The organism is Rhodococcus sp. NKCM2511, from assembly GCF_014905595.1.
GTDB lineage: Bacteria > Actinomycetota > Actinomycetes > Mycobacteriales > Mycobacteriaceae > Rhodococcoides > Rhodococcoides fascians.
Window position 1 is genome coordinate 1,190,016 of sequence record NZ_BNHJ02000001.1, and the last position, 15,887, is coordinate 1,205,902.

The following is a 15,887-nucleotide window of genomic DNA, read 5'->3' on the forward strand; positions in this document are numbered from 1 at the left end:
CTCAGATCAATCCCTGTTTGCTCGCGGCATAGACGGCCTCGGCACGGCGAGACACCGCAAGTTTGCGCATGATGTTGCTGACGTGAAACTTCACCGTCGTCGCCGAGATGAACAGACGTGTTCCGATCATGTTGTTGGACAGACCCGTTGCCAGTAGCCGGAGCACTTCGAGCTCCCGCTCGGTCAGCCGCTCGATGCTGCTCGGTGTGCCGTTGAGAGAACGAACGACGGCCGACGCGCTCCGGGAATCGAACGCACTCTCACCGCGCGACACCGCGCGGATCGCGCGAACCAACTCGGTGGTGTCGACGTCCTTGACCACATATCCCCGGGCACCGGCATGCACGGCCTCCACCACCAGACGATCGTCGAGGAACGTCGTCAAGACGAGTAGACCGATTCCGTTGTGTGCCTTGGACAACTGCGCACACAGGGCGAGACCCTCGTAATCGGAGCTGGCAGAGAGCTTGAGGTCCATCAGCACGATGTCGGGTGTGACCCGAGCGACGACGGCCAACCCCTCCTCTCGGGTCGACGCCTCCCCCACGATCGTCAGATCCGATTCACGCTCGAGTACCGAACGCAGCCCGTCGCGCAAGATCGCGTGGTCGTCGACCAGGACGATCCGAACCCTGGGCGGCGCCGCCTGAGGCGAACCGTCTCGTACCGCTGTGACGCTCATGCTGTGCCCTTCGTGGAATTCGGGTCGAGCGGTATACGCACTGCCACTCGCACGCCCCCGGTGCGGGCACGGCGGATCTCGAAGACCCCGCCGTGTTCGCGGGCGCGCGCCGCCATGTTCGCCAACCCGCGGTGGCGGCCGTCGACGTCGGTGGACTCGGCCATGTGCAGCATCATGCGCAAGTGCGCCGGATCGCCGTCACCGTCATCGGCAATCGACAGCTGTACCTGATCGAGCGAATAGCTCAAGCGAAGAATGGCCCGGGATGCATGTCCGTGCACTGCAGTGTTGAACAACGCCTCTCCGGCGATGCGGAGCAAAGCATGCTCGCATTCGCTGCTCAACTCGACGGGAGTTCCCTCCACCCGCAGCGAGACCTGCAACTCGTCGGGCATGTGGACCACCGAAAGCTGTTCGAGCATTTCGGGAAGCGACGTGCGGTCGGCGTCCTGAGGGTGATTGAGCGCGTAGATCGCCGACCGCAGCTGATCCACTGCCCGACGCGTCAGATCCTTGGCCAGATCCAGCCTGTCACTGCGCTCTTCCGCCGAGATGTCACTGCGACAGACCTCGATCTGCATACCGGCCGACAACACGGCCTGGGTCACGCTGTCGTGCAGTTCGCGTGCGATGCGATGCCGTTCGTCGTCGAGCACCTGATGCCGATGCGCGGCACCCAATTGTCTTTGCGTCAGCAGGAGTTCGGCATTGCGGGCGGCGAGGTCGGCCGCTGTTCGATTCGCCTCGGCGTAGGCACTCTCGGTGCGCTCGAGGAGTTGTCTTCGGCTCTGGAACAGAGCCGAATTCTGCAGGGCCACCGCAGTTTGGCTGGCCAGGATGCTGAGCACCGCGGCGTCGGTGGCGTCCAGCACACGTTGCTCGCCGGTCCATGCGGCAAAAGCGCCCACGACACCCCCGTCGTATGCGATCGGCACGAAAGCGTGATGGGCGGAGATCACCGGGGTCAGCCCGTCGCCGCACGTCGACTGTCGGATCGACTCGAGGCAGTCGACGACGTCTTCCGGCAACGGTGGCCCTTCGACGTTGTCGACCAGAAACGGTGTGGCGTCGGGTCCGAGTACCAATCTGCGAGGACCGGCGTCGGGGAACGCCCCGTCAGCGAGAGCGAACACGACCCAACGCGCACTCAGATGGGCTCGTGCCGCCTCGGCCACAGCGCACACCAGCGTTTCCGGACCGTCGACCGTGCGCACCAGCGCTCGCGAGATCAGTTCCAGCGCATAGACGACGCGTTCCAAACGTTCTGCCGCGCCGCGATACTGGGGGTAGAACGTGTTCTTGCCCGAACGCAGTCCCGTCAGCAACGAGAGGTCGGGTCCGGTTGTCACAGTGCGGTCCTGAACAGATCGACCATCTCGCGGTGCGTGGCCGAGCGCGGGTTGGTGGACATGCAGGCATCGCGTAATGCGTTGGTGGCCAACACATCGAGATCGGACTCGCTGACGCCGATCTCGGCCAGGCCGGCGGGAACACCGACCTGACGAGCGAGGCGGTCCACTCGATCGGCCACGGCCATGGCGGCCTCCTCCGGCCTGGCCCTGCCCTCGGGGAGCCCGAGACTCGTCGCGATGGCCACGTACGGCAACGGATCCTCGGCAGCGTTGAAACGAATGACGTGCGGCAGCAGCACACCGTTGATCACCCCGTGCGGGAGATCGAGCAGCCCGCCCACCTGGTGGCTCATCGCGTGCGTCGCACCGAGTATCGCGTTCGTGAATGCCAGGCCGGCCTCCAGACTCGCCTGCGCCATCGACCCTCGTGCAACCATGTCGGTCGGCTCGTCGATGGTGCGAGCCAACTGTGACATCACCATGGTGATGGCTCGGAGCGCATGATGGTCGGTGAGCTGGTTGTGGCCCAACGACACGAACGCCTCTATCCCGTGCGTCAGAGCATCCAAACCGGTTGCGGCGTTGAGCCATTCGGGCATCGTGGTCAGCAACATCGGGTCGATCACCGTGATGTCCGGTACCAGGGCTCGGCCGAGAATGGTGATCTTCGTCGAGCGTGCGGTATCGGTGACGATGCAGAACTGCGAGACGTCGGCTCCGGTGCCGGATGTCGTGGGCACCATCACCAGAGGCGGGATCGGCCGGGTGGCCCGATCCACCCCCTCGTAGTCGAGGATTCGACCGCCGTTGCCGGCGAGGACGGCAATCCCCTTCGCCGCATCCATCACCGACCCTCCGCCAATCGCCACCAACACGTCGCAGCCGAAGTCCGCGTAGTAACCGTGGCCGGCCTCGATTTCGACGTCCTTGGGATTGGGCGTCAGTGCGCTCCAGACCTGGGGCTCCAGCCCCTGCGCAAGAAGGAGGTCGACGAGCTGCCCGGCCCAGCCACTCTCGATCAAGCCGGCGTCCGTGACGAGCATCGGCCGTACCCCACCGAGACGACGCGTCGCATGCGCGACCTCTCCGAGCGAATCCGGACCGAACACGATCTCGGGCGCATGGAACTTGAGGACACGTGGCGTCTCGGCTCGGCTGCGCCGAGTATCGAGATCGTGCAGCGCCTTGCCGACGTTCGCAGTAGCTGCCTGGTCCACCGTTCACACCCTCGCTGTCCTTCGATCCGAACACGATCCGGACCTGTGATTCAGGTTACAACCTTACGAGCACAGTCGGTCCGTTCCCACCAGCACCGGGCCAGGTTCCTACCTACCCGATCGGGCAGGTACGTGGTGTGATGGGTCGGGTCAGGACAGCGCATGCCCCAGATCGGCGGCGTGCGCCGTCAACTGTTCCCCGTCTCGCGCCACGACCACCTGGTCGCAGAATTGTTCGTACTCCTCCATCGAGCACGCGGCCTGCGCCCAGTAGCGACGAGCTTCGGGAGTGATCCAGGCGATGCGGTGCACCTTGGAGCGAATCTTCTCCAACGCATCGAGTCCGGGCGGCCGTCCGTTGCACCGACCGTCCCCCACGATGATCACCGCGGTGCGCTTGTTCAACACCTCCCCGTGCGAGTCCAGCAGGTCCGCGAAGGTCTTGCCGTAATCGCTGCTCGCTTCGAGGTCCAATCGCGCATCCGCGAGTACGGCAGCCAGAGCACCGTCGCCCGTGCTCCCGAGCAAGGTGGTCGTCACGTCCACCGGAGAATCGACGAAGCCCATCACAGTGCAGCGGTGCGCACGCGAGTGCATCGCCTGGGCAAGTCTGAGCGTGAATGCGGTGATCGGGCGAACGGACAACGAGACGTCCGCCAGCACCAACAATCGAACCTTGTCCGGAACCGGTGTCCTGGTGACCAACCGAAACGGAATGCCGTCCGTGCGCAGGCTCGACCGAACCGTGCGACGCATGTCCAGCGGGCCCCGAGAGTGTTCGCGAGGCCGCGGCCGAGGAGTCCCGCGCATGTGCCGCAACACTTCGTGACTTGCGCGCTCGATCTCGGCATGGCTGTCGATCCCCCGCCCTGCGCCGTCGACCGGCACCGGTGACGACATCGTCCCGGTCAACTCACCCAGAGCTGCGACGAAGGCTTCGACGGCATCGGTGATCCTGTCCAACATCGCCGCGCTCAGCGGCCCGGAATCTCCGCCATCGCCGTACACGCTACTGGGATCGTAGGCGTCGAACCATGCCAGGATACTGGCGGGATCCTCCCAGTTCAGTTGTCCGGCAACCGCTCCGCTCGTGCTCGACGCCAACTCCCCTGCCGCGGTCGAACCGGAACGCTCCAGATCGACGGTGTAGGTCACGCCCCGTCGACCCATGTCGCCATCGGTATCGATGGACAGATCGTGATCCTCCGACGACAGACTGATGTCGTCGTCGTCCTTGTGCGGGTTGAAGCCCTTGTCGGCCTCGGAGGCGTCCAGCAGATCTCCGATCTCGACAGCGCGCTCGTTGTATTCGGCGTACTTCGCGGCCTCCTGGTCGGCTCCCACGTCGAGATCGGTCGGGAGGCCGCCCGCCACCTGCGCGCCGACCGGCGAAGTGTGTTCGTGGACAACAGCGGTCGAGTCGACTGCGAACAGCGAGTCGAACGCGAGATCGAATCCCTGCTGTTCGTGATCGTACTTCGCGCACGTGGCGCGTAACGCCGCGCGCAGAACCGTCAGGTCACGTGCCCCCAGGAGCCCGAGCACGCGTCGGACTTCGATGACCTCGGCCGGCGACGCCGCCACTCCGAACCGCCGCAGCGTCCGGCCGAACACTGCCGACAGCACGTCGAGTACCACCGACGGAGCGAACGGCTCGACCGCAGTCATCGTCGAATCCCGATGCCGCCCTTGTCCCGTCCACCATGACCCCGGAACGCCGTCGCAGTCGTGTTGACGACGGCTCCGAGAGATGGTGCTGCAGAGACTGTCTCCGTCGCCGGGCCTGCCATCGCGATCTTCATGTCCGAGGAGTATTTGACCAGCGCGGCGAGCAGATACTTGCGGGTGTCCTCCGTGTGGCCGAGGACCGACGCGATACGAGCCGCGTCGATGACCTCCGAGATCGATGGGCTCTTGCGCAGCGGCAGCGCCCGCAGTTCGGTTGCCAGCGCCACGATGTCGGCTGCGACCCGATCGGGTACCTCCGGAGCGCGGGCGGTGACGATCTCCCGTTCCCGTTCGGCGGAGGGGTAGTCGAGATGAAAGTGGAGGCAGCGGCGTTTGAGGGCGGAGGACAGCTCACGAGTGTCGTTGGAGGTCAAAATGACCCACGGATCACTTCGTGCGGTGAAGGTGCCCACCTCGGGAATGGTCACCTGCTTCTCGGCGAGCACCTCGAGCAGCAGCGCCTCCATGGATTCCTCGGTGCGGTCGACCTCGTCGACGAGAAGAACCACCGGCTCCTCGGACAGGATCGATTCCAGCAGCGGACGCACCGAGAGGAACGGCTCGGAATACAGGCCGAAGTCCTTGGCGGCAAGCATTTTCGAGGCGTCGTCGATGTCGGTGACATGCTGCGTCAGCGCACCGATGTGTTCACGCAGCATCTGCACGTGCAGAAGTTGTTTGGCGTAATCCCACTCGTACAGGGCTCGGTTGTCGTCGAGGCCCTCGTAGCACTGCAGGCGCACCAGCTTGCGGCCGCTCGCCGCAGCAAGCGATTTGGCGAGCTCTGTCTTTCCCACACCCGCCGGTCCTTCGAGCAGCAGCGGGCGATCGAGTGCTGTCGCCAGATGCACCACGGTGGCGAGGTCGTCGTCGGCGATGTAGTCCTGCTCGGCGAGCGCCCTCCGCAGATCGGCAGCGTCGGTGAATCGAACGGTGTCGGTGTCGTCGCTACGCACTGTCGACAGCGAGGTCATGTGTTTCCCTTCGAAGAGCGGCGGAGCCGCAGTGGTGCGGTTATGCGCCGCCCGGGGCACATAACCGCACCACTGCGCAGCATCAGTACGACTCGTTGATCGCGTGCGAGACGACCGGAATCATCGACTCGACGGTGACCTCGCGGGGGTTACCCGGGGTGCACCAGTCTTCCTGGATGTGCTCGGAGATCTTGAGTACCGACTTCTCGTCACCCTTGATCACGTCGCCCTTACCGGCGTACTTGCCGGTGTTCATCCGGTTCTTGTCGTACGTCGCAGAACGGATCGACCCGAAGTTGTCGGGAATGCCGACGTCCTTCGCGAGCCGGATGGCGGCTTCGACTGCCGCGTCGGCCGCCTGGACGGTGGTCATGTTCTTCGTGTCGACGCCCATGGCCACGGCGATCTCCGCGTAGCGCTCGTAGCGCGAAGGCAGGTTGTACTCCCACACGCGCGGCAGAGCGATGGCGTTGTTGAGGCCGTGAGCACTGTCGTAGAACGCACTGATCGCGTGGGAAATCGAGTGGATGACACCGAGTCCGCCGGAGTTGAACGCCTGCGTGGCAATGTACTGGGCGTTCATCATGCCCTCGCGAGCCTTCAGATTGCCCGGGTCGTAGACGGCCTCGCGAAGGTGCTTGGACACCAGGCCGATCGAGTAGATCGCGTTGCCCAGCGACGGCGCGAAATCGAGACGCGACACGTACGGCTCGGCACCGTGTGCCAGAACGTCGAAGCCACAGAACGCGGTCCATTGCTGGGGGCAGGTGTAGTAGAGCAGCGGATCGTCCAGTGCCAGAGTCGGTGTCGACGCCTCGTCGAAGGCGAGCCACTTGTGCGGCTTCTCCATGTCCGAGGTGTCGGTGATGACGTACGCCCAGGACGTCTCCGAACCCGTTCCGGCGGTGGTCGATACGGCGATATGCGGTGGGTTCTGCTTGTTCGTGGACTTGGAGAATCCCTCGAACTCGTTGATGTTGCGGCCGTCGTGGGCAACGACGACGCGGATGCCCTTGGCCGCGTCGTGGCTGGAGCCGCCACCGACGGAGATGACGCTGTCGCACTTCTCCTTCTGGTAGAGCGCGGCACCGTCCATGACGTTGTAGTCCTTGGGGTTCGACTCGACCTTGTCGTAGAGAACCACCTCGACGCCCTGGTATTCGATCTTGCCGATCAGTTCCTCGATGATCCCGGATCCGCGCAGTCCGGTGGTGACGAGCAGGGCACGCTTGAATCCGAGTTCCTTCGCCTCGACGCCGATCATGTCGTGAGCGCCGACCCCCAGCTTGGCGCGGGGCAGCGGGTGAAACTCCTTGATGGGGAATTCCCAGATCTGATTGAGCTCGATTGCCATCGGTGTCTCCTCGGTGAGTGTGGTCAGGAAACGCCTGGGGTGTGTGATCGGCGTCTCACTGATGACCACCATGGCCGCACCGAGAGGAGATCGGAACACCTGCAGGGCAGAACCGTTCCAACACCGCTGCCGGACTATCCGATTGGGCAGTACGTGGTGCCCGTCCTCGGGAGGGGAGATCGAGGAGTGATTGCTGCGCTATCGATTTCGTCGTTGCACAACCGAGAACCCGACGACCGAGATCAATGCAAGAGCTATGACGAACGCCCCGTACACCTCGACCGTGGTGCTCAATCCGAGCCGGTGCACAGCGAGACCGGCGATCACCGCAGGCAGGCTGAAGGCGAGGTAGCTGATGACGAATGTCGTGGCGAACACGCCACCTCGCTCCGCAGCGGGAACCAACGAACCGAGTGTGCGCATCGCACCAAGAAACGTTGCTCCCCAGCCCGATCCTGCGACGACAGCGCCGACGAAATACAGCGCGACCGAGCCGATTTCGACCGACACCAAGGTCAGCGCGACGCCGCTTGCGAGCACCGACGCGCCGATCATCATCACCGTGCGAGGAATCCCGTTGCGCACGACGACAGCTGCTACCGAGCCCGAGGCGAACAGCGAGAAGATCTCCAGGCCGCCGACGATGTGGTTGTCGATACCGAAGACGGTGCCGATGATCGACGGGCCCAGCGAGAGGTGGAACCCGCCGAGCGACCAGGTCGCGAACAGGGCAGGGGCAATGACCACGAACGGTGCCCGCACCGACTTCGGCAGCGAGGCTCGCGGCAGCAGGGTCGACGCCAGGTGACGTCGGGAATCGAAGCCGCGCATCGCCGACGTCTCCGGCACGAACAGCAGGGCCACGGCCAGTACTGCCGCGGCGGCGATCAACAGGGCGAACACGAGAATTTCGGGTGCCGGCGCCAACTGCACCAGCAAACCGGCCCCGATCGCGCCTGCCGCCAGACCGAAGGAGGGGGCGACGCTGTTGAGCAGCGGGCCGGTCGACACGGTGGGCTGCAGATCGATGATGGCCGCACTCATGGCCCCCGTCGCCGCGCCTGCGGCGATTCCCTGCACGACGCGAGCAGCGATCAATACCGGGACACTGTCGGCGACGATGAACAACACCAGACTGACGATCAACAGCAGCAGTGACGCGACCAGGATCGGTTTGCGTCCGATGTGGTCCGACAGACTTCCTACCGTGAGCAGAGTCAGCAGCAGCGCCAGCGCATAGACGGCGAAGACGACCGTGAGGGTGATAGCACTGAACCCCCACGACTGCTGGTACACCGGGTACAGCGGCGACGGTGCAGCGGAGGACGCCATGAGGACGATGAAGGCGACGCCGACCACCCAGAAGGCGTACCGATGCGGAATCCGCGCCGCTGCTCTGCCCTGAACGTCCCGCGTGTCGACACCGACCATGTGCTCATTCCCTCCACTGCAACGACCGTTACCTCAGTGAAGGACAACGCACGAACGCACCGGGCATTCCCCGGCGGCGCGGAACTACCGGGCCCGCGCACCGTCGAGCAGTACCCCTGCCTCGCGGTAACGATGTGCACTCTCCGGTAGTACGCCTTCGATCCCGCTCAGCCACACCGCGACCGATCCGGTTCCGGTCCGCCCCGAACCGACCTCGTCCGCGCGTCGCACCGTCTGATTGGCCACGGCCGCCGCGCTGTCGAACATCGTCACGCCGTCCGGCAGACGCGCGACGATCTCGTCCAGCACCAACGGGTAGTGGGTGCACCCCAACACGATGGACTCGACGTCGTCGGGAGTGGCGGCCACCGCAGCGTCGATGGCCGCACGTATTCCGGTCGAGTCCCCGCGATCGATCGAATCGGCCAGGCCGTGGCAGGCCACGCTGGTCACCGTCCGACGAGAGGCGAATTCGTCGATCAACCGGGCCTGGTACGCACTTGCCGTCGTGGCCGCCGTCGCCCAGATCGCGATCCGATCACTGACCGCCGCTGCGGGTTTGATCGCCGGGACCGTCCCCACCACGGGGATCGAATCACCGAGCGCAGCCCGCACCTGGCTCAACGCCGTCACACTGGCCGTGTTGCACGGCAGCACCACGACCTCGGCACCGAGTTCGACGGCATGCCGAGCGGTACCGACCACCCGCTCGACCACCCACGCATCCGGCTTCGGACCCCACGGAGCGTTGTCGGGATCCATCATCAGCACCAGATCGAGCTCGGGACGCGACTCACGCAGGCGAGCAGCCGTCGGGAGCATTCCCAACCCCGAGTCGATCAGTGCAACGATCATGCCAGTGCTTGCTCGACGTCGCCCACCAGATCGGCACCGTCCTCGATACCGACGGACAGACGCACCAGGTCGTCCGGGACCTCGAGCAGCGAACCAGCAGTCGACGCGTGCGTCATCGCGCCGGGATGCTCGATGAGCGACTCGACGCCGCCCAAAGACTCTGCGAGAGTAAAGATCTCGGTCTTCGCGCAGAAATCGAGAGCGGCCTGCTTGCCGCCGGCCAGCCGCACGGAGACCATGCCGCCGAACCGTCGCATCTGCTTCGCGGCCACCGCGTGAGACGGGTGCGACTCGAGGCCGGGGTAGATGACCTGCGAGATGGCCGGATGCCCGTCGAGGAATTCGACGATCTTCTCCGCGTTGTCGCTGTGCCGTTCCATCCGCAACGCGAGGGTCTTGATGCCGCGCAAGGTCAGGAATGCGTCGAACGGTCCGGGAACGCCCCCGGCACCGTTCTGCAGGAATGCGAACGCGGTATCCAGCTCTTCGCTGTCGGTCACCAGAGCGCCGCCGACGACGTCGGAGTGACCACCGATGTACTTGGTCGTCGAGTGCAGCACCACGTCGGCACCGAGGGACAACGGCTGCTGCAGGTAGGGAGACGCGAACGTGTTGTCGACGACCAGCTTGGCCCCGCCCTCGTGCGCAACGCCCGCGAGCGCCTCGATGTCACCGATGTTGAGCAACGGGTTGGTGGGCGTCTCGACCCACACCAGCTTGGTGTTCGGACGCATCGCGGCGCGGACCTCGTCGACGTTCGAGACCGCGGCCACGGAGTACTCGATGCCCCACTGGGTGAAGACCTTGTCGATCAATCGGTACGTGCCGCCGTAGGCGTCGTTGGGAATGACGAGGTGGTCACCGGGACGCAGCGCCGACCGCAGCATGCAGTCGGTGGCGGCCATGCCCGACGAGAAAGCGCGACCGTAGGTACCGGATTCGATGGCTGCGAGGTTGGCCTCGAGCGGCCGACGCGTCGGGTTGCCGGTGCGCGCGTACTCGAATCCGCTACGCATTCCGCCGACCCCGTCTTGCGCGAAGGTGGAGCTGGCGTAGATCGGCACGTTGACCGCGCCGGTCAGTGGATCGGGCTCGTAACCCGCGTGGACCGCCTTCGTGGAAAAGCCCTGCCAGGAGGTGTTGTCTGCCTTGCTGCGCTGCTCACTCATGGCCTCCACACTAATCGGCCTGCGTCGCCCGGCAGGGGCGTGGGTAACCTGCGAAGACAACCCCCAGCGGAAAGAGGCACCGTGGCCAACTCCCAGAGCGTCGACGAACTGTTCGCGATCGATTCCCTCCTCGACGACGAAGAACGTCAGATCCGGGACACCGTCCGCAAGTTCGGCAACGAACGCATCCGACCACACATCGCCGACTGGTTCGACGAGGGCACCGTTCCCGCGCGTGAACTTGCCAAGGAGCTGGGCTCGCTCGGCCTGCTCGGCATGCACCTCGAGGGCTACGGTTGCGCCGGAACATCGGCGACGGCGTACGGGCTGGCCTGCCTCGAACTCGAAGCCATCGATTCCGGCATCCGCTCACTGGTCTCGGTGCAGGGCTCGCTGGCGATGTTCGCGATCTGGAAGTACGGGTCCGAGGAACAGAAGCAGCAGTGGTTGCCGGGGATGGCCGAGGGTTCGCTCATCGGCTGCTTCGGTCTCACCGAGGCCGACTTCGGGTCCAACCCCGGCGGCATGCTCACCCGCGCCAAGCGCGACGGTGACGACTGGATTCTCAACGGCAGCAAGATGTGGATCACGAACGGTCCGGTCGCCGACGTCGCCGTCGTGTGGGCTCAAACCGACGACAAGGTCAGGGGTTTCGTCGTCCCCACGGACACCCCCGGATTCACCGCCAACACGGTGAAGAAGAAGCTGTCTCTACGCGCGTCGATCACGGGCGAGTTGGTGTTCGACGACGTCCGTCTCCCTGCCGACGCGATGCTGCCCGAGGCCCGCGGCCTGAGCGGCCCGTTGAGCTGCCTCAACGAAGCCCGTTTCGGCATCGTGTTCGGGGCGATGGGGGCGGCTCGGGACTGCATCGAGTCGGCGATCGAGTACTCCAAGACCCGCGCGGTATTCGACAAGCCGCTCGCCGGATACCAGCTCACCCAGGCCAAGCTCGCGAACATGGCGCTCGAACTCGGCAAGGGTCAACTGCTCGCGCTGCATCTGGGCCGGCTGAAAGACAAGGGAGAGCTACCGGGCGAGCGAGTGTCGCTCGGCAAGCTCAACAACGTGCGCGAGGCCATCAAGATCGCACGCGAATGCCGAACCATCCTGGCCGCCAACGGAATCACGTTGGAATACCCCGTACTCCGGCATGCCAACAACCTCGAATCCGTCCTCACCTACGAGGGCACATCCGAGGTCCATCAACTCGTGATCGGGCAGGCGCTGACGGGCTCCAGCGCTTTCCGCTAGAGCGACACTGTCGTGCGCGTTTTGCGTCCCTCAGGGTACGCAAAACGCGCACGACGGTCAGGCACCCTTACTGAGGAAACCGAGCAGATCGTGGCGAGTGATGACGCCGACGGGCTTGCCCTCTTCGACGACCATCAGCGCATCGGACTCCCCGAGGGCCTTGGTGGCGTCGGAGACGGTTTCGCCGGCACCGATCAGCGGGAACGGCTCACTCATGTGCTTGGCGACCGGGTCGGCCAATGCTGCGCGACCCTCGAACACCGCGCTGAGCAGATCGCGCTCGGTGACGCTGCCGGCAACCTCGCCTGCCATGACGGGCGGCTCGGCTCCGACGACGGGCATCTGCGAGACGCCGTACTCGCGCAGGATCTCGATGGCGTCGCGCACGGTCTCGGACGGGTGGGTGTGCACCAGATCGGGCAGGGCACCGGACTTGCCGCGCAGCACTGCGCCGACCGAGGTCTCCTCGGTGGTGCCGTCCAAGCGCGAACGCAGGAATCCGTACGACGACATCCACGAGTCGTTGAAGATCTTCGCCAGGTAGCCGCGGCCACCGTCGGGCAGCAGAACGACGACCAACGCGTCGGGGCCTTCACGCTCGGCAACCTGAATGGCCGCGACAGCAGCCATGCCGCACGAGCCGCCGACCAACAGGCCTTCCTCGCGGGCGAGGCGACGAGTCATGTCGAACGAGTCGTTGTCGGACACGGCGATGATCTCGTCCGGGATGGACGGGTCGTAGGCGGTCGGCCAGAAGTCCTCACCGACACCCTCGACCAAGTACGGACGTCCCGTGCCACCGGAGTACACCGATCCCTCGGGGTCGACGCCGATGACCTTGACCTTGCCGCCGGAGACCTCCTTGAGGTACTTGCCGGTGCCGGAGATGGTGCCGCCGGTGCCGACGCCTGCGACGAAGTGCGTGATCTTGCCGTCGGTGTCGGCCCAGATCTCGGGCCCCGTGGTCTCGTAGTGGCTGGCCGGGCCGGCCGGGTTGGCGTACTGGTTCGGCTTCCACGCTCCCTCGATCTCGCGGACGAGTCGGTCGGAGACGCTGTAGTAGCTGTTGGGGTCTTCGGGCGCGACGGCCGTGGGGCAGACGACGACCTCGGCACCGTAGGCACGCAGCACGTTGCGCTTGTCCTCACCGACCTTGTCGGGGCACACGAACACACACTTGTAGCCACGCTGCTGAGCGACGAGCGCGAGGCCGACGCCGGTGTTACCGGAGGTGGGCTCGACGATGGTGCCGCCGGGCTTCAACTCGCCCGAGGCCTCGGCTGCGTCGATCATCTTGACGGCGATGCGGTCCTTCGACGAACCACCCGGGTTGAGGTACTCGATCTTGGCTGCGACCGTGCCGGCGCCGTCGCCGATGACGGAGGACAACTTCACCAACGGGGTGTTGCCGATGAGTTCGGTGATGTGCTGTGCGATGCGCATTGCTCCATCTTCCCAGATGCAGGTATCGGACTCTCGGCCACGGCTGTCGACACCCGCATACGATGGTGAGGGGGCACGACGAGAGGGATCGATCTGTGACGGCGAGCGGATGGCGTACCGCCGCAAAAGCGAGCGCCGCGACGGTACTTGCAGGCTCTGGAGCAGGGACTGTGTCCTGGGCCGCGTATCGACATTTGATGGGACAGGCCGCTGCGGCCCGCGGCGTCATCGGACGCAACATTGCCAAGCCACCCGAGGCCGACGGGGTCTACACCGCCGGCTGCGCGGCACCCGAGCGGTGGCGCATGGGGAGTTCAGCAGATATTCATCTGATGATCTTCGGCGACTCCACCGCGGCAGGCGTGGGTTGCACTGTGGCCGACGAGGTCCCGGGTGTCCTGCTCGCCCGCGGATTGGCCGAGGAAACCGGTCAACGAATCCGCTTGAGCACCAAAGCAATTGCCGGTGCCACGTCCAAGGGACTCGAAGGTCAGGTCGACGCCATGTTCGTCGCGGGCCCGCCGCCCGACGCCGCGGTGATCTTCATCGGCGCGAACGACGTCACCAAGAAATTCTCCATTCCGGCATCAGCGGCCAGGCTGGGCGATGCAGTCGAACGATTGACGGCCAAGGGCTGCGTCGTCGCCGTGGGAACGTGCCCCGATCTCGGTGTCGTGACGGCCATTCCGCAACCGCTGCGTACCGTCGTCCGCAATTGGGGTCGGCGGCTGGCCCATGCCCAGACGGCCAGGACTCTCGGCGCCGGCGGGCATCCGGTAGCCCTGGCGGATCTGCTGGCACCGGAGTTTCTGGCCGCCCCCGACACGATGTTCTCGGCGGACCGCTTCCACCCGTCCGCTGCGGGTTACGAGCTGGCCGCGCAACAGATTCTGCCGGTGCTCGCCTCGGCCCTCGGCGTATGGCACGGCGGTCCACTGCCCGAACTGCCGACGGTGTCCGCCGCCGCCGAATCACGCAGAGCCATACCCCGCGCCACCGCCGCAGTGGACCGCTTTCTCCGGCGTAGAACTGCCGAGCTCGACGCCGAGATCGACAGCGCGGCGGAGGATCTCCTACGTCGTGGAGATGGCCGTCAGGCAGGGTTGTAAGTTCGATCAGGAGACATCGCCTACTCGGCGGTAACAGAGCAGGTAAGCAGTATCGATATCGAAGGAGATCTCATGCCAGAGGCAGTCATCGTCGCCACCGCGCGCTCACCCATCGGCAGGGCAATGAAGGGGTCGCTCAAGGACATTCGTCCCGACGACCTCACCGCTCAGATGGTCGCCGCTGCGCTGGCCAAGGTGCCCTCGCTCGACCCGAAGGACATCGACGACCTGCTCCTGGGCTGCGGCCTGCCCGGCGGCATGCAGGGCAACAACCTCGCGCGCATCGTCGCGGTTCAGCTCGGCTACGACTCGCTGCCCGGAACGACGATCACGCGCTACTGCTCGTCCTCGCTGCAGACCACCCGCATGGCGCTGCACGCGATCAAGGCAGGCGAGGGTGACGTGTTCATCTCCGCAGGCGTCGAGAGCGTGTCCAGCTTCATCCACGGCAGCTCGGATTCGCTTCCGGAAAGCCACAACCCGATCTTCGCCGACGCCGAGGCCCGTACCAAGAAGGCACAGGAAGAGGGCGCGGACAGCTGGACCGATCCCCGCGAGAACGGCGAGCTGCCCGACGCGTACATCGCGATGGGCCAGACGGCCGAGAACGTCGCCCTGCTCACCGGCATCAGCCGTGAGGACCAGGACCGCTGGGGCGTCCGCAGCCAGAACCGCGCCGAAGAGGCCATCAACGCCGGCTTCTTCGAGCGGGAGATCACCCCGGTGACCCTGCCCGACGGCACCGTCGTCACCACCGACGACGGCCCTCGCGCCGGCACCACGTACGAGAAGATCAGCCAGCTCAAGCCGGTCTTCCGTCCGAATGGCACCATCACCGCCGGTAACGCGTGCCCGCTCAACGACGGCGCAGCAGCGCTCGTCATCATGAGCGACACCAAGGCCAAGGAGCTGGGCCTGACCCCGTTGGCTCGCATCGTGTCCACCGGCGTCACCGGCACGTCTCCCGAGATCATGGGCCTGGGGCCGATCGAGGCCACCCGTAAGGCGCTGAAGATCGCGGGCATGTCCATCTCCGACATCGACCTGTTCGAGATCAACGAGGCCTTCGCGGTGCAGGTCCTAGGTTCCGCCCGTGACCTCGGCATCGAAGAGGACAAGCTCAACGTCTCCGGCGGTGCCATCGCGATCGGCCACCCGTTCGGCATGACCGGTGCCCGTATCACCACGACTCTGCTGAACAACCTGACCACACAGGACAAGACGTTCGGCGTCGAGACCATGTGCGTCGGCGGCGGCATGGGCATGGCCATGGTGCTCGAACGTCTCAGCTGATCCGAGACGCACAACGAAAAAGCCCC

At 65.3% G+C, this 15,887-nt stretch carries 13 protein-coding genes; 3 read left to right on the forward strand and 10 right to left on the reverse strand.

Going from position 1 to position 15,887, the window contains the following annotated elements; all coding sequences use genetic code 11:
- Position 1: 1 nt before the first annotated feature.
- From JLZ96_RS05295 to JLZ96_RS05335, 9 genes are all read right to left on the reverse strand, one after another.
- Positions 2-682, reverse strand: a complete 681-nt coding sequence (locus JLZ96_RS05295; protein WP_032371078.1) for a response regulator transcription factor — start codon at positions 680-682, stop codon at positions 2-4.
- Positions 679-2,031: a histidine kinase gene (locus tag JLZ96_RS05300; protein WP_308436818.1), complete on the reverse strand. Its 1,353-nt coding sequence runs from the start codon at positions 2,029-2,031 to the stop codon at positions 679-681. The genes JLZ96_RS05295 and JLZ96_RS05300 overlap by 4 nt, the downstream gene beginning before the upstream one ends.
- The gene (locus tag JLZ96_RS05305) at positions 2,028-3,215 is read right to left on the reverse strand and encodes an iron-containing alcohol dehydrogenase (protein WP_027496264.1); all 1,188 of its coding nucleotides are present in this window, start codon (positions 3,213-3,215) and stop codon (positions 2,028-2,030) included. The genes JLZ96_RS05300 and JLZ96_RS05305 overlap by 4 nt, the downstream gene beginning before the upstream one ends.
- 186 nt (positions 3,216-3,401) lie before the next feature.
- Entirely contained in the window at positions 3,402-4,919 is a 1,518-nt protein-coding gene (locus JLZ96_RS05310; protein ID WP_201009605.1) for a VWA domain-containing protein, read from the reverse strand.
- Positions 4,916-5,953 (reverse strand): MoxR family ATPase, encoded by a 1,038-nt coding sequence (locus JLZ96_RS05315; protein WP_201009606.1) that lies wholly within the window; start codon positions 5,951-5,953, stop codon positions 4,916-4,918. Before JLZ96_RS05315 ends, JLZ96_RS05310 begins: the two co-directional genes overlap by 4 nt.
- An 82-nt stretch (positions 5,954-6,035) precedes the next feature.
- Entirely contained in the window at positions 6,036-7,307 is a 1,272-nt protein-coding gene (mdo, locus tag JLZ96_RS05320; protein ID WP_027496261.1) for an NDMA-dependent methanol dehydrogenase, read from the reverse strand.
- A 198-nt stretch (positions 7,308-7,505) separates the two neighbouring features.
- Positions 7,506-8,738: an MFS transporter gene (locus JLZ96_RS05325; protein WP_201009607.1), complete on the reverse strand. Its 1,233-nt coding sequence runs from the start codon at positions 8,736-8,738 to the stop codon at positions 7,506-7,508.
- A gap of 84 nt (positions 8,739-8,822) precedes the next feature.
- On the reverse strand, positions 8,823-9,593 hold the full coding sequence (locus JLZ96_RS05330; RefSeq protein WP_201009608.1) for a glutamate racemase: 771 nt from the start codon (positions 9,591-9,593) through the stop codon (positions 8,823-8,825).
- Complete coding sequence (locus JLZ96_RS05335; protein ID WP_201009609.1) at positions 9,590-10,762, reverse strand: cystathionine gamma-synthase; 1,173 nt, start codon at positions 10,760-10,762, stop codon at positions 9,590-9,592. Before JLZ96_RS05335 ends, JLZ96_RS05330 begins: the two co-directional genes overlap by 4 nt.
- Positions 10,763-10,843: 81 nt before the next feature.
- On the opposite strand from JLZ96_RS05335, the gene JLZ96_RS05340 reads away from it, so the two are divergent.
- Positions 10,844-12,016, forward strand: coding sequence for an acyl-CoA dehydrogenase family protein (locus tag JLZ96_RS05340; protein WP_032387071.1), 1,173 nt, complete (start codon positions 10,844-10,846; stop codon positions 12,014-12,016).
- Between the two features lie 57 nt (positions 12,017-12,073).
- Here JLZ96_RS05340 and JLZ96_RS05345 read toward each other — a convergent pair whose 3' ends face one another.
- Entirely contained in the window at positions 12,074-13,459 is a 1,386-nt protein-coding gene (locus JLZ96_RS05345) for a cystathionine beta-synthase (RefSeq protein ID WP_027496256.1), read from the reverse strand.
- Positions 13,460-13,521: 62 nt separating this feature from the next.
- Here JLZ96_RS05345 and JLZ96_RS05350 point away from each other — a divergent pair, with 62 nt between their 5' ends.
- Positions 13,522-14,568, forward strand: coding sequence for an SGNH/GDSL hydrolase family protein (locus tag JLZ96_RS05350; protein ID WP_236253841.1), 1,047 nt, complete (start codon positions 13,522-13,524; stop codon positions 14,566-14,568).
- A 72-nt stretch (positions 14,569-14,640) separates the two neighbouring features.
- Positions 14,641-15,861 carry an acetyl-CoA C-acetyltransferase gene (locus JLZ96_RS05355; RefSeq protein WP_032371084.1) on the forward strand — a complete coding sequence of 407 codons (1,221 nt, stop codon included), beginning with the start codon at positions 14,641-14,643 and terminating at the stop codon, positions 15,859-15,861.
- The last annotated feature ends 26 nt before the right edge of the window (positions 15,862-15,887 follow it).

Coding starts and splice junctions, on each gene's coding strand:
- JLZ96_RS05330 (WP_201009608.1), bottom strand. CDS start 9,593: ATGATCGTTGCACTGATCGACTCGGGGTTGGGAATGCTCCCGACGGCT.
- JLZ96_RS05295 (WP_032371078.1), bottom strand. CDS start 682: ATGAGCGTCACAGCGGTACGAGACGGTTCGCCTCAGGCGGCGCCGCCC.
- JLZ96_RS05350 (WP_236253841.1), top strand. CDS start 13,522: ATGGTGAGGGGGCACGACGAGAGGGATCGATCTGTGACGGCGAGCGGA.
- JLZ96_RS05325 (WP_201009607.1), bottom strand. CDS start 8,738: ATGGTCGGTGTCGACACGCGGGACGTTCAGGGCAGAGCAGCGGCGCGG.
- JLZ96_RS05345 (WP_027496256.1), bottom strand. CDS start 13,459: ATGCGCATCGCACAGCACATCACCGAACTCATCGGCAACACCCCGTTG.
- JLZ96_RS05310 (WP_201009605.1), bottom strand. CDS start 4,919: ATGACTGCGGTCGAGCCGTTCGCTCCGTCGGTGGTACTCGACGTGCTG.
- mdo (WP_027496261.1), bottom strand. CDS start 7,307: ATGGCAATCGAGCTCAATCAGATCTGGGAATTCCCCATCAAGGAGTTT.
- JLZ96_RS05315 (WP_201009606.1), bottom strand. CDS start 5,953: ATGACCTCGCTGTCGACAGTGCGTAGCGACGACACCGACACCGTTCGA.
- JLZ96_RS05355 (WP_032371084.1), top strand. CDS start 14,641: ATGCCAGAGGCAGTCATCGTCGCCACCGCGCGCTCACCCATCGGCAGG.
- JLZ96_RS05335 (WP_201009609.1), bottom strand. CDS start 10,762: ATGAGTGAGCAGCGCAGCAAGGCAGACAACACCTCCTGGCAGGGCTTT.